General features: G+C 56.4%; 14 protein-coding genes. 9 read left to right on the top strand and 5 right to left on the bottom strand.

What is annotated here, in order from left to right:
• Positions 1–54: 54 nt before the first annotated feature.
• From VEI50_01575 to VEI50_01590, 4 genes are all read left to right on the top strand, one after another.
• Positions 55–771: an SH3 domain-containing protein gene (locus VEI50_01575; protein HXX73802.1), complete on the top strand. Its 717-nt coding sequence runs from the start codon at positions 55–57 to the stop codon at positions 769–771.
• A gap of 105 nt (positions 772–876) precedes the next feature.
• Positions 877–1,578, top strand: a complete 702-nt coding sequence (locus VEI50_01580; protein ID HXX73803.1) for an HAD family phosphatase — start codon at positions 877–879, stop codon at positions 1,576–1,578.
• Between the two features lie 16 nt (positions 1,579–1,594).
• Positions 1,595–2,455, top strand: a complete 861-nt coding sequence (gene hpnD / locus VEI50_01585) for a presqualene diphosphate synthase HpnD (GenBank protein ID HXX73804.1) — start codon at positions 1,595–1,597, stop codon at positions 2,453–2,455.
• Positions 2,431–3,786, top strand: a complete 1,356-nt coding sequence (locus VEI50_01590; GenBank protein ID HXX73805.1) for an FAD-dependent oxidoreductase — start codon at positions 2,431–2,433, stop codon at positions 3,784–3,786. Before hpnD ends, VEI50_01590 begins: the two co-directional genes overlap by 25 nt.
• Before the next feature lie 25 nt (positions 3,787–3,811).
• Here the strand turns inward: VEI50_01590 and VEI50_01595 are convergent, their stop codons facing one another.
• On the bottom strand, positions 3,812–4,492 hold the full coding sequence (locus VEI50_01595; protein ID HXX73806.1) for a hypothetical protein: 681 nt from the start codon (positions 4,490–4,492) through the stop codon (positions 3,812–3,814).
• A 60-nt stretch (positions 4,493–4,552) separates the two neighbouring features.
• On the opposite strand from VEI50_01595, the gene VEI50_01600 reads away from it, so the two are divergent.
• Entirely contained in the window at positions 4,553–5,209 is a 657-nt protein-coding gene (locus VEI50_01600) for a uracil-DNA glycosylase (GenBank protein HXX73807.1), read from the top strand.
• Between the two features lie 44 nt (positions 5,210–5,253).
• Here VEI50_01600 and VEI50_01605 read toward each other — a convergent pair whose 3' ends face one another.
• From VEI50_01605 to tldD, 4 genes are all read right to left on the bottom strand, one after another.
• The gene (locus tag VEI50_01605) at positions 5,254–5,712 is read right to left on the bottom strand and encodes a hypothetical protein (protein ID HXX73808.1); all 459 of its coding nucleotides are present in this window, start codon (positions 5,710–5,712) and stop codon (positions 5,254–5,256) included.
• A 66-nt stretch (positions 5,713–5,778) separates the two neighbouring features.
• Entirely contained in the window at positions 5,779–6,243 is a 465-nt protein-coding gene (locus VEI50_01610; protein HXX73809.1) for a YbhB/YbcL family Raf kinase inhibitor-like protein, read from the bottom strand.
• A gap of 165 nt (positions 6,244–6,408) precedes the next feature.
• A complete protein-coding gene (locus tag VEI50_01615) occupies positions 6,409–7,785 on the bottom strand; it encodes a metallopeptidase TldD-related protein (GenBank protein HXX73810.1) in 1,377 nt (458 codons plus the stop codon).
• 7 nt (positions 7,786–7,792) lie between these two features.
• Positions 7,793–9,223 (bottom strand): metalloprotease TldD, encoded by a 1,431-nt coding sequence (tldD, locus tag VEI50_01620; GenBank protein HXX73811.1) that lies wholly within the window; start codon positions 9,221–9,223, stop codon positions 7,793–7,795.
• 216 nt (positions 9,224–9,439) lie between these two features.
• Between tldD and VEI50_01625 the strand changes: the two genes are divergently transcribed.
• From VEI50_01625 to rseP, 4 genes are all read left to right on the top strand, one after another.
• Positions 9,440–10,225, top strand: coding sequence for an isoprenyl transferase (locus tag VEI50_01625; protein ID HXX73812.1), 786 nt, complete (start codon positions 9,440–9,442; stop codon positions 10,223–10,225).
• A gap of 8 nt (positions 10,226–10,233) precedes the next feature.
• The gene (locus VEI50_01630) at positions 10,234–11,121 is read left to right on the top strand and encodes a phosphatidate cytidylyltransferase (protein HXX73813.1); all 888 of its coding nucleotides are present in this window, start codon (positions 10,234–10,236) and stop codon (positions 11,119–11,121) included.
• A gap of 24 nt (positions 11,122–11,145) precedes the next feature.
• Complete coding sequence (locus VEI50_01635; protein ID HXX73814.1) at positions 11,146–12,306, top strand: 1-deoxy-D-xylulose-5-phosphate reductoisomerase; 1,161 nt, start codon at positions 11,146–11,148, stop codon at positions 12,304–12,306.
• 68 nt (positions 12,307–12,374) lie between these two features.
• Complete coding sequence (gene rseP, locus VEI50_01640) at positions 12,375–13,772, top strand: RIP metalloprotease RseP (protein ID HXX73815.1); 1,398 nt, start codon at positions 12,375–12,377, stop codon at positions 13,770–13,772.
• Positions 13,773–13,775: the final 3 nt, after the last annotated feature.

Below are 13,775 nucleotides of genomic sequence, written 5' to 3' on the forward strand. Positions count from 1 at the left end.
CAGATTAACCAGCAACTAAGACCTTGCCCCGTGCGCCCAGCAGGGAGGTATGCGATGGCGGCCTACACAGATTGCGTGACTATGCCAGGGACTCCCTTTCAATGGAGCCTCCTGTTTGCTCGTCAGCCGGAACCGGACTTGGAGTTCACCGAAGAGGAACTCGAACAAACCACGGCCACACGGCCGATGTCGCCAAAGAGACCAGGCAAGAAGTCCGGCGGAGGCCGACCCATCATGTGGGTGTTGCTGCTGATCCTTGTTGGCGGTATCGCCTATGTTGCCATGGAACCGGAGATGCTGACGGAGGTACTGAACCCCATCTTAGGTGAAAGCGCCCCCGTGGCAGGTCCGTCTCCACGTGTGGTGAGTCCCAAGCCCCAACCTCCTGCGACCCTGGCTCCAGCTCCGGTTCCGGCTCCAGCCACGGCTCCAGAGCCAGCGCCGACTGCTGCAGTTCCTGCGCCGCCGGCTCCAGCGATGACGCAACCCGCGGCAGTACCAACACCACCTGTGCCGCCAGTAGCCACAGCCGTTCCTATGTTTGCCGAAGGACAGAAAGTCACCGTCACGACAGATCCGATGGCGCCGGCCGAAGGCATCACGCTCACCATGGATTCCTCGGGAGCGAAACCCGGCGCCGTCGTGAAGCCGGGCGTGACGCTCACGGTCTTGGACGGAGAGCTACAAGGAAACGGTTGGGTCTATTCGGTTCGAACCGATGAGGGCATCAAAGGGTGGGTGCCGGAGAAACGTCTTCGGTTGAAATTCTGATCTTCACATCCCAATTCTTTCTCTTCTTCTCTCGGAATCAGCAGAGCAGCGACGATTCTGCTCTGTGTTATAATTCGCCGGTTCTACAGCTGTATTTTCTTCTCGATGGCTATGGGTCAACTGGGTGCGGTGATCTTTGACTTCGACGGTGTCATTGCTGATACCGAACCCTTGCACTTTGCGGGATTTCGCCGGACGCTTGCCGAAATTGGTATCACTCTCAACGAATCCGACTATTATGCGAACTATTTAGGCTATGACGACCGGGGCTGTTTCATCGCCGCTCTGCAGGCACACGGTCAGCCTGCCAATCCCGGAACCATCACTCGTTTGATGGAACGAAAAGCCCACGCCTATCTCGAATCGATCAAGGAAGACCTGATCATTTTCCCCGGCGTCCGCGAATTGGTGCAGGAGGCCGCAGCTTCCTATCCGTTAGCGATTGCTTCGGGAGCTTTTCGCCACGAGATCGAATTGATTCTTGAACAGAGCGGGCTGCGAAAACAGTTCTCACACATCACGAGCGCGCAAGACGTCACTCGAGGCAAACCGGACCCCCAACCCTTCCTCCATGCGCTGCACGGTCTCAACCGATTGCACCCTGATCAGGAAGTTCCTCCCGAAGCCTGTTTAGTCATTGAGGACTCGGTCCCAGGGATCCGGGCAGGGAAGGCCGCCGGCATGAAAGTGCTCGCTGTCGCCAATACCCATACTGTACAGGATCTCCATGAAGCGCATGCCGTCGCCCACAGTCTCGACGAAGTCCGTTTGTCCGAATTACGTGAGCGACTATGGCCCCGTCAATGAGAGAATCCAAGACGCGATGACTCCTGCAGAAGCTCAAGCCTATTGCACGGCCTTTACCAAGAAGAGCGGGAGCAATTTCTACTACTCGTTCCTCTTCCTGCCTCGCACTCGTCGGCAAGCGATGTATACGGTCTATGCTTTCTGCAAAGAGGTCGACAGCGCCGTCGATGAACCACCCCCAGGCAGCAACCCCAAGGAGGAATTGCGCCGATGGAGAACGGAGCTTGACGCGACCTATCACGGTACCCCCACTCTTCCCGTCACGATCAGTCTGGCCGAGCACGTTCGACGTCTCTCGATCCCGCAGGCCTATTTCGATGAGCTGATTAAAGGGGTCGAGATGGACCTGACGATGACGAGTTACAAGACGTTTCGCGACCTTTCACTCTATTGTTATCGGGTCGCGTCCGTCGTGGGGCTGATCTGCCTGCATGTGTTCGGCACCACCTCGGCACGGGCGCAAGACTATGCCGTCGACCTTGGCTTGGCGTTTCAGCTCACGAATATTCTCCGAGACCTTGGAACCGATGTTGCTCAAGGCCGTGTGTATCTGCCTGAGGAAGATCTGGAAAAGTTCGGCTGTTCGGCCGAACTGCTGCGACGTCGGCAGGACAGTCCTCAATTGCGAGAACTCATCCGTTTCGAGGCCGCGAGGGCACATGAGTACTATGACAAAGCTGTCGCCGCACTGGAAGCCTTACCAGCCAAGGACCGGCGGGCCCTGACGGTCGCAGAAATCATGCGCGCCGTGTATTTCAGGATGCTGCAACGTATTGAACAGGCCGAGTACTCTCCTTTTGGCCCCCGAGTTCGTCTCCCGACCACCCATCGACTGGCTGTAGCAGCCGGAGTGTGGCTTCGTTCTCGATTCTCGTGACTCGTCCAACCCCTTCATCGGTCATTGTCCTGGGCGGTGGCCTTGCCGGTTTGACAGCCGCCTACCGTCTGGCCTCCAACGGTCTTCGCATTACCCTCATTGAGCAACGCTCCGCCCTTGGAGGCAATGCCATCCAGTCGGACAAGGAGTGGGAGCCCTATCCGCTGACAATCTCCAATAGCCATGACGCAACGTGGAACCTCCTGCATTCGCTCGGTTCACGCATCAGTCCTGCCCACCTCCCACAGGTTCCGCTGGAGTTCTTGATGCCAGATGGCACCACGACCGCTTACCGATACACGCCTCTGCCTCAACCTGTGCACGTCCTCGTGAGTCTTTTTCGGTTCAACGGGTTGACATGGCCAGAACGCTGGCGACTGGTTTCATGGCTGGACCAGATCTGGGAGGGAGCCAGTCAACTGCCTTCTGACCTCGCCCATCGGACCGCTGATGCGTGGCTCGCGACGCTTGGGCAAGGTGAACGTGCACGCGAGACTATTTGGAACCCGCTGGCTCGGTGGTTGACCGGTAACCAGCTGACTCACCAGTCTGCCGACACCTTCCGTCAGGCGATTGAACAGACCTTTCTTCGATCGGCCCGCGAGAGTCGTTGGACGATCGTTCCGTCGCCCCACGCGTCACTGCTCCGCCCGATGATCGAGACGCTCAGGGCAAGCGGGGTTGCGGTCTTGCTCGATACCGAAGCCGCCCAACTACTTAGTGACGGCGATCACGTGACCGGAGTGCTCCTCAAAAACGGTTCCACTCTTCAAGGCGACTGGTACCTTGCGGCGCTTCCCCCTCACCGCCTCGCCGGACTTCTACCTGAACGGTGGCTCTCACGCTACGCCTACTTTCAGCAATTTGCGGAATTGATGACTCATGCGACGATCAGCGCACAAATTATTATCAGGCAATCGTTCACCAAGCCACGTATTCTACTTTTGAGCCGAGGCTTCTTCTATTCGATGGTCGCCCAGTCGGATGGATCGAATCACACGGTCTGTCGATTCTCCGGTGGAGGTGACGAGAGAGTCGATTCCATCACTTCAGACATCTTGCAGGCGAGCGCGGAAGAGGTTCTTCGATCGGTAACCCTGCTTGCTCCCGGACAAACCGTAGAATCTTTTGATTATCGGAGAAATGAAGAAGGATGCTTGTCTCTTGAACCAGGCGCACAACTTCGCCGCCCTCTTCAACGCAGTCCGATTGCCAACTTGCTCGTTTCAGGCGCCTGGACCGATACCGGCTGGCCGCCCAACAATAATATGGAGAGCGCCATTGTGAGCGCCGATCGTTGTGTGGAGATCGTGCACGGTTCGCTTGCATAATTGGGATCGATGGCGTTCTGACCGCTCAGCTGGAAGGCACACGAAGATAGCACTGATCCTCGAACCGTCCACCGCGAAGATATTTCGCGACCACAATCCACTCGTGTCGCGCATCAGTTAAGCTGACATAGGTCACGTCGTCGAGAATAAATGGTTGGATCGCAAAGAGTGTGGTCAAGGCAGGAGAAACTGCAACGTTCTCAATGCGGAGAGATGACAATGGATAGGTTCCGCCGGTCCGTTCGAACTTATCCGGCGTGGCAAGCAATGGACTCAAGTCCTGCCAGGTCGCTTGGTCGAGCACGGCACTGTCGGCGGGAAAGACGTACAAGCTGTCACTCGGCGCGCCTTTCATACAGAAGGTCGTCTTGACGACCAAATCCAGATGCCCATCGTTATCCAAATCCACAATCGCCTTGTCGAGGCTCGAACAATAGCGGGTTTTTGGACCGAGCCCCGCCAACGAAACCGGCTCCCACGTGATCGGACTGAACGGCTCTTTGTGTAAATTAAAGCGACGCCTCTCTTCCATGTTCTTCTGAAACAGTTCGACAACTCGTTCACAGAACAGCGTGTCCCTCGATGCCACCAGCTCCACCGAAGAAGCTGCGGCGGAGATCAACAGAAAGGTCGCCAGAAACATTCCGCTGAGAAAACCCAGTCTCGTACAGCCATACATGGTGCCAGTTTTACCCGCCTCACACATTGACAACCTCGTTTCTGCCCCCTAAGATGCCGACCACCTTCTTTTTGTCTCCATTCAATCATGACCGCCACGGCACTCCAAGAACTTGCCAAATCTCTTCACGATTGTCAGCGGTGCAAACTCGCCAAACTCGGCCGGACTCAAGTTGTATTCGGCGTCGGTAATCCTCACGCGACCATCATGTTCGTCGGCGAAGCCCCCGGTTTCTATGAAGATCAAAAAGGAGAACCGTTTGTCGGTGCGGCGGGGAAGCTCCTGAACGATCTCCTGCAGTCGGCCGGGCTGTCGCGGGACGAAATTTATATCGCGAACGTCATCAAATGCCGGCCGCCAAATAACCGCGACCCGGAAATGGATGAAGTGGATACCTGCAAGCCGTTTCTGATGCAGCAGATTCAGATGATCCGGCCCAAGCTGGTCTGTACCTTGGGAAACTGGGCCACCCAAACGCTTTTGGAACGGAAAGTGGGAATTACGAAAGTGAAAGCGCAGGCGTTCTACATGAAGGATTTTGTGATCTTCCCGCTGCTCCACCCGGCAGCGGCTCTGCACCAAGGCGGATTATTGGACCCATTGAAAGAGGACTTTAAGAAGCTGAAGGAATTCTTGGATCGCCACACCAAACCAGCCGATCCCACCGAGACCGCACCCGCAGCCACTCCCACGCTGCAGGTTGAATCACCAGTGCCGGCCCAAATGGATTTGTTTGGATCGTAACGAGCCATCACCGTCAGCGGTTCGCTCATGCTGCGAGAGCCTTATTACAAGGAAGGTTTGGCGTCTTCGAGATTGTTCGACTGGTTCGAATCAATCTCCCCCTCTCCACCTGAGGATGCTTCCTCTTCCGGCACTTCAAACCAAGCGACGAGCATGTCGTCCCACCAAGCCTCATCAACATCCTGGCCGGGATCGCTGCCGAGAAACGCCACATCGTCTTTGGTGACAGACGGGCCGACAAGGTTGGGTTGAAATTTGGCGCGATCGATCACTTCTCTGGTGGCATATCCTCCGACAATCCAGGAGTTCGGATCGGCACGTCGGGACTTGTAGGCTTTGAGGGCGATTTTGAAGTACGTGAAGATCTGCTGCTGAATGGGATCGCCTACGCCGGATTGCGGCAGGCTCAACGTTTTTTCGATCTTCTTTCTCCAATGCCGATCGTCGTACCGCGACGTAATCAGTTGGAGCATTTGTTTTCCAAGCTCGGGATCAAGCGCCATGTTTCCTCGGTTGTAGGTCAAAGGTACGAAGCTGAGTCCCGCCTCTTACCCTGATGCACATGAATGTCACTTGCTATTCTGATACGTCCCCATCAACTGTGCCTCTCCGATAATGTGGCCTTTCATCGCCTCTTCGAGCTTCTCCTTGGTCGGCTGCTTCAGGTCAGGTAGCACGGTGTCCAAGGCGTAGAGCTTATGGAAGTAGCGATGGCGGCCGATCGGCGGGCACGGTCCTCCGTAGCCCGTTCGCTTCCAGTCATTCACACCTTCCTTCGTTCCGGTAGGCAACGCCTTTACACCTTCCGGTAGCCCATTATTCGTGGCCGGGAGGTTATAGAGAATCCAGTGCACCCAGGTCATTTTCGGCGCGGCCGGGTCCGGGGCATCCGGATCATCGACAATCAACGCCAGGCTCTTGGCACCCGCTGGAAGGTCTGACCAAGCCAGCGGTGGTGAAACATCCTTGCCCTCGCAGGTATACATCGTCGGAATCGCACTCTGATTGTTGAACGCCGTCGAGGTCAGACGCATGTTCCCCTCCTCACAAGCCAGCGCGGCCGCTGTAGTCATAGCGTTTGCAAGCACCGCTGCTGCCAGCACGTCATAGCTCTGGCGACTCATACCCTGCCCGTTGATAGCCGGGACGAATCTCCGGTCATTCGCATGAACCCGTATGCGATTGGCTCCTGTGCGCTGTCAATTCCCCGCCACAGTCATGTCGGCGATCTTGACGGTCGGACTGGCAATCCGCCCCCGAAACACGAGATCGTTCCCCACCAATTCGATCCCTGCGAACATCCGCTGAAGCGTACTCGCAATCGTTATTTCTTCGACAGGATAGGCCAGTTCTCCGTTCTCGATCCAGAATCCACACGCTCCTCGAGAATAGTCTCCTGTCACCATATTTATCCCAAACCCGATCAACTCCGTCACATAGAGTCCCTGCCGGACGCTCGCAATAATCTCCTGCGCGGTCTTTGTCCCCGGCACAAGATACAGGTTGGTGGGCCCGACGGACGGATTCTCGCCTACACTCCGCGATGCGTTACCCGTCGAACTCAAGCCGAGCTTCCTCGCCGAATAGGTATCAAGGAGATAGCTCGTGAGGACACCTCGGTCAACCACAGTGGTTCTCCGTGTCGGAAGACCTTCACCATCGAACGGTTTTGAGCCGAGACCGCCGACCATCCGGCCATCGTCATACACCGTCACCCACTCTGGTGCGATCGACTTTCCGAGGTGATTCACGAGGAATGATGCTCCTTTATACAGAGCATATCCCGACACCGCGCTCGAAAGCGTCCCCATTAAACTGGCAGCCGTGTCCTGATCGAAGACGACGGGCACTCGTTGCGTGACTACTTTCCTGGCACCCAATCGACGGACCGTCCGCCGAGCCGCTTCTACGCCGATCGATTCCGGACTCTCAAGCTTGCTGAATTTTCGCTGAATGCCGTACCAGGAATCACGTTGCATCGTGCCGGTCTGTTGGTCTGTGGCGACCGGCGAAACCGAAAGGGAAAAACTCGAACTCCGAAATTCACCGATGAAGCCATGTGTATTACCGAGTATCACCCGCCCCGAGGAAGAATCGAACTCCGCTCCCTCCGAGTTCGTCACACGCGAATCCGCCGCCATGGCCGCGGATTCAGCTCGTCGCGCCAAATCGATTTGATAGTCGGTTTCCAGCTTAGTCGGGTCATGAAGGTTGAGGTCCGGTTTCTCAATCGCCATCTGTTCCGCGCCAGGGAGACCGGACAAAGGGTCTTCCACCACAGCCTTCGCCAAGGTACAGGTCTGCGTGACCAATTGATCTAACGATTCCTTCGAAAAGTCCGACGTGGACGTCGAGGCGGATCGCTTCCCCACGAACACCCGCAATCCCAGTTGCTTTTCTCGAGCCTTCGTCAAACGATCGACCGTCCCCAGACGGATCTGTACCGAAAAGGTCTCTCCCTCGGCAATGATGATATCGGCCTCGGTCGCACCAGACCGTTTCGCGTAACGGAGCACATCGGCGGCCAGTTCCGAATAGCCATTTCCTCGTTGCAGCTGATGGCTCATCGAATCCATACGCGAATCATCCTTGCGTGCCACCCACTGTTATTTCATCGATACGGATGGTGGGTAATCCGACACCGACGGGTACGGATTGTCCCTCCTTCCCACAGGTCCCGATCCCTTCATCGAGCTTCAGGTCATACCCGACCATTGAAACCTTGGTCAGAATCTCCGGCCCGCTGCCGATCAGGGTCGCGCCCTTCACCGGCCTTGTCACCTTCCCGCCTTCGATCAGGTACGCTTCGCTCGCGGAAAAGACAAATTTCCCGTTGGTGATGTCCACCTGACCTCCGCCGAACGACACGGCATAGAGCCCGTGCTCGACTGAGCGAATGATGTCCTGTGGATCAGACTCTCCGGCCAGCATGAAGGTGTTCGTCATACGGGGGAGTACGACGCTTTGATAGCTTTCGCGGCGTCCATTACCGGTCAACGGAATGCCCAACAACCGGGCGTTCAATTTGTCGGTAATATAGCCACGAAGAATTCCTCGCTCGATCAAGACGGTTCGGCTCGTAGCCGTCCCCTCATCATCCATATTCAAGGAGCCTCGGCGATTCGGCAATGTGCCGTCATCTACGATCGTACAGACATCCGACGCGACGCGTTTGCCGATCAGGTTCGAAAACGCGGAGGTCTTCTTCCGATTGAAGTCGGCTTCCAGTCCGTGGCCGATGGCTTCGTGCAACAGGATCCCCGGCCACCCGCCTCCCAACACCACCGGCATGACACCCGCGGGAGCTGCCACGGCAGAGAGATTGAGGATCGCCTGCCTCGCTGCCTCCCGCGCATACGCCAAAAACCGTTCTTCGTTCTGATAAAACTCGAATGGAACGCGACCACCTCCGCCAAACGTCCCGACCTGACGATTCCCATTCTCCTCGGCGATACAGGTGACTTGGAGTCTCGACAACGGTTGGACATCACTGACCATCGTGCCATCCGATGTCGCCACGACGACACGCTTGTATTCCGTATTGAACGACGCCATCACATTCTTAATCCTCGAGTCATAGCGTCGTGCTTCGATGTCAATCGCGTTGAGCAGGGCCACACGGTCGGCCGTTGCCACCTCGATTTGCGTATGTTCAACCGGATAGAGATTCCTGGTCGGACGCTGGTAGACAGGAACGGGAACAGAGTGGCCGGCGGTGTGGGACTGTGCGATATAGCGGGCTGTATCAGCGGCAAGTTCCAAGTCCTTCCTGGTCAGCTCGTCCGAATAGGCAAACCCGGTTTTTTCTCCTGCCGTAGCCCTGACACCAACCCCTTGCGCGATGTTCTTGGTCGCTCGCTTCACCAGCGATTCTTCCATCGAGACGGATTCGGACACACAGGATTCGAAATAGAGATCCGCATAGTCCACCTCGCGAACCTTGATCCGTCCGAGGGCTGCTTGCACTTCTCCTTCACTTAAACCGAACGTCGTCAACTGGACCAGTTCTCCCATGAGACGGGACACCCTTTCTAATCCATGATTTGATCGATACAAGAAGAGGGCGGAGTATAGCCGATTCAATTCCGCAGGCGCAATGTGAACGCTTCCAACGTCAGGCTTTTTCAGGAGAAAATTCCAAGATAGCGTTTGACTTTCGGAACCCTCACCAGTAGACTTTGTACACCTGCCTACACGACACTCACAGAAAGGATCCGAGTCAGACTCTGTATGGAACGGAGACAGTCTTTAAGCCTCGAAGAGCTATCCGAACACGAACTGGCTGCCAAACTCGAACCGGACCTTTTCCCGAAACATGTCGCCGTCATCATGGATGGGAACGGGCGCTGGGCTGAACTCCGCGGCCTGCCGCGCATTGCCGGTCACCGGGAGGGCATTCAGTCCGTCCGTGAGCTCATTACTCATTGTCTCGAACTCGGCATCCGGGCCCTGACGATCTACGCCTTCTCACAGGAAAATTGGAAGCGCCCCTCTCAGGAGATCAGTGCACTGATGGGACTGTTGGAGCATTATCTCTCCACCGAACGATCCAAACTCGTCGAGCAAGGCGTCCGGTTTCGTGCCATCGGTCGCATCGAATCACTTCCACCGTCTGCCGTTCAGTGGGTCCGGACTACTGAGCAGGAAACTGCGCATCTGGACAGACTCCATCTGACCGTCGCCCTCAGCTATGGCGGCCGCTCGGAGATCACCGATGCGGTGAAACGACTCCTCCGCGACGTGCAGGAAGGCAAGCTCAGTCCAAGCGACATTGATGAGTCACGGCTGCAACTGTACCTCTACACACACGATCTTCCCGATCCCGATCTGCTGATTCGAACGAGTGGAGAAACCCGCATCAGCAATTTTCTACTCTGGCAACTCGCCTATACCGAGTTGTATTTCACTCCAACCCTGTGGCCCGACTTCCGTCGTCGAGAATTTCTGCTTGCGTTGCTGGAATACCAGCGACGTGACCGACGATTCGGTCGTGTGCTCAGCGCGCTATCGTCATAGCCCGTATCGTGGAACCGCACATTTCGGAGTACCGCGCCGCCGACCATCATCAGACCGACTCCGCGTCGGTTACCGCACGGTTTGACCTGCGGCGCGTGTATACAGCGATCGCGCTGGCACCGCTCATTTACGCGGTGATCCGCTATTTGCCCTCTGTCGCATTCATCGCCCTTGCTTTTGTCATCGGAGCAACCGCGCTCTACGAATTTTATCGCCTGTTCTTTCATGAACGCACGAACGGCGTGCTGATCGGAATCGGACTCTTGACCCTCGCCAACTTATTCGTGAGCGTGTATTGGCACGGTGCCGGCATGGAGATGCTGTTCTTGGGAGCGGCTGCCGTCTTGATCATGCCCCTGATTATTCATGAGAACCTGCAACACCATTTGATCGATAGCGCGGTCACGCTGTTTGGAGTCGTCTACATCGGGGGCGCACTCAGTCACATGATTCTGATTCGCTCTTTGCCGCAGGGAGAGTCGTTGGCTCTCTTCATTCTTTTCGCTACTTGGGCCGCTGATACAGGTGCCTATTTCGTGGGGAAAACGTTTGGACGTCATCCACTGGTTCCCGCGATCAGTCCCAAGAAAACTGTCGAGGGACTGCTGGGTGGCTTGGCGTTTGCTATCATTGCGGTCTATGTGTGCAGGTCCTGGATTCCGTCTGACGACGTCAGCATGGCAGGTTGCGTTGGATTGGGGAGTATGTTGACAATCGCGGGCCTCATCGGCGATCTCGCTGAGTCGGCTCTCAAACGGAGCGCCGGCGTGAAGGATTCCAGCGGACTTCTTCCAGGACACGGCGGCATGCTGGATCGCATCGATAGTCTCTTGTTCACGGCACCTGCGTTCTACTACTATGTTCGGTACAGCGGGATCCCGCTCTACGGATCCTAGCGGTTCGTCACCGGGAGACTGTCCATGAAAACCATCGTCATTCTCGGTTCCACCGGCTCGATCGGCACCAATACACTGGACATCGTCGACCGGTTCCCCGATGAATTTTGCGTGGCGGGCCTCAGCGCCGGGACCAACGATGAAAAGTTGGAAGAGCAGATTCGCCGATTCAAACCTCGCTTGGTGGCGCTTTCGAATGAATCAGCCGCTGCGCGCCTGAGGCGGCGGTGCGCGGATCTTCCGGTGAAGATTCTGTCAGGAACGGACGGTGTCGCGCAGGTCGCCTCGATTCCCGAGGCCGAAATGGTCATCTCCGCCATCGTCGGCGGGGCCGGGCTTGTCCCCACCTTGGCTGCCATTCGCGCCAACAAGCATATTGCATTGGCCAACAAAGAGCCGATGGTCATGGCAGGCAAGTTGATGCAGGAAGAAGCCCGGAAACACGGCATTCGCATTTATCCGGTCGATAGCGAACACAGCGCGATTTTCCAATCTCTTGAGGGGCATCGGGTGGAAGACGTCCGCCGGCTGATACTGACAGCTTCGGGCGGCGCACTCTGGACTCTTACCAAAGAGGAACTGCAGGACGTGACGCCGGAGCGCGCACTGCAACATCCCAATTGGAAGATGGGCGCCAAGATCACCGTCGATTCTGCCACGCTGATGAATAAAGGGCTCGAAGTCGTTGAAGCGCGCTGGCTCTTCGACATTCCGGAATCAAGAATCGACGTCCTGATCCATCGGGAAAGCATCATTCACTCTTTGGTAGAATATCAAGATCGATCGATGATCGCGCAGTTGGGGCTACCGGACATGCGAACGCCGATTTCATACGCGATGCGTTATCCCGAACGAATGCCGTTGGATCTGCCCTCACTGGACCTAACGGAGATCGGGAAATTGACCTTCTGCAAGCCTGATCACGATCGATTTCCGTGTTTGGGCCTGGGCTACGAGTCCTTGCGTGTGGGCGGAACGATGCCTGCGACGATGAACGCTGCCAACGAAGTGGCAGTCGAGGCCTTCCTGAACGGCGGCATTCGGTTCGTCGACATTGCGGAAGTTATTCGTTCGACCATGGAGGCACACCAACCTGACGAGGTCGAATCACTGGATGACGCCCTTGAAACGGATCGCTGGGCACGAGAGAAGGCTGAAGCCCTTATCCACGCACTTGCAAAATAGTACGACCGTCGAGGTCTGGTGGCAATCATCATGACTTCTGAATTCAACGTTGATTGAGGAACTCTAGCGTGTTGTCTGCGTTCACATGGTCTCCCGATGCGATGTGGTTATTCCTCCAGAAGGCCTGGTGGTTTCTTGTAGTCCTCGGGGTTCTGGTCGCTTTCCATGAACTCGGACACTTTTTGGCCGCTCGGTGGGTCGGCGTCCGTGTCCTGAAATTTTCACTCGGTTTTGGACCAAAATTACTCGGCCGCCAAGTAGGTGAAACAGAATACCTCCTCTCCGCTATTCCCCTCGGCGGCTATGTCAAATTGTTCGGTGAAGACGAAAGCGAAGCAATCACCTCAGAGGATCGAAAGCGATCCTTCGCGCACCAGGGATTGTGGGGGAAGGTCCTCATCGTTGCCGCTGGGCCTGGATTCAACTTCATCTTGGCCTACTTGATCTTCGCCGGCTGGCTGGCGACCGGCGCACCGCTGTTTGTTCCCACCTTTCGAGATTTGAGCCCCGATATCGAAGTGATGGTGCCAGGATCACCTGCCGACAATGCTGGCATGCAGATCGGAGATCGCGTCACTCAGGTCAATGGCAAAGATATCTCCACGAGGACCGAACTCCTCGATGCCGTGGCCAAAAGCAACGGGCAGCCGCTACCCCTCACGGTGAAACGGGATAGCCGAACCATACCTCTGACCGTCACGCCGATCCCCTCTCCACCTGGGCACGTTGCCGGACCGGCCGAGGACGGGACGTACTACCTCGGCATCGAAGAAACACCTCCTCTCGTCACCTCCGTTTTGCACGGTTCCGCCGCGGCCGCAGCCGGTCTCAAAGCCGGCGATCAGGTCGTGTCGATCGAGGGGAAACCCATCTATACATGGTCGCAGATGACGGGAATCGTGAAAGAGAGTCCTCGTCGCCCGCTTCACATGGAAATTCTGCGCGAGGGCCAGCGAATACCGCTGACCGTGACTCCAGCCGGCGAACAAACCACCGTCAACGGTCAAACGGTCGAAATCGGAAAGATCGGGATTTCTGGACCTGGCCGTTCACTCGTACGCTCAAGCAGTCCGTTGATGTCCCTGTACAGCGGACTCGAAGCGACTTGGGGATGGACCGAGCTGACTGCCATCGGCATTTACAAAATGATCGTGGGCGATATCTCCAGCAAGAATATCGGCGGTCCACTGACCATAGCGAACATCTCCGGAGAAGCCGCAGCCCAAGGGCCATCCAGTGTGATTTTCCTCATCGCCATTCTGAGCATTAACCTGGGAGTCCTGAATCTCTTGCCCATTCCCATCCTGGACGGTGGGCACCTGTTGTTTTTCTTGATCGAGGGCATACTCCGGAAGCCGCTCGGCGATCGCCAACGGGAACTCGCCCAGCAGGTAGGCTTGGTCCTCTTGGTCGGCATCATGATCTTCGCCTTCTGGAACGATCTCGAACGTATGCTCTCCCGCTGACGT

This window comes from Nitrospiraceae bacterium (assembly GCA_035623075.1).
GTDB lineage: Bacteria > Nitrospirota > Nitrospiria > Nitrospirales > Nitrospiraceae > DASPUC01.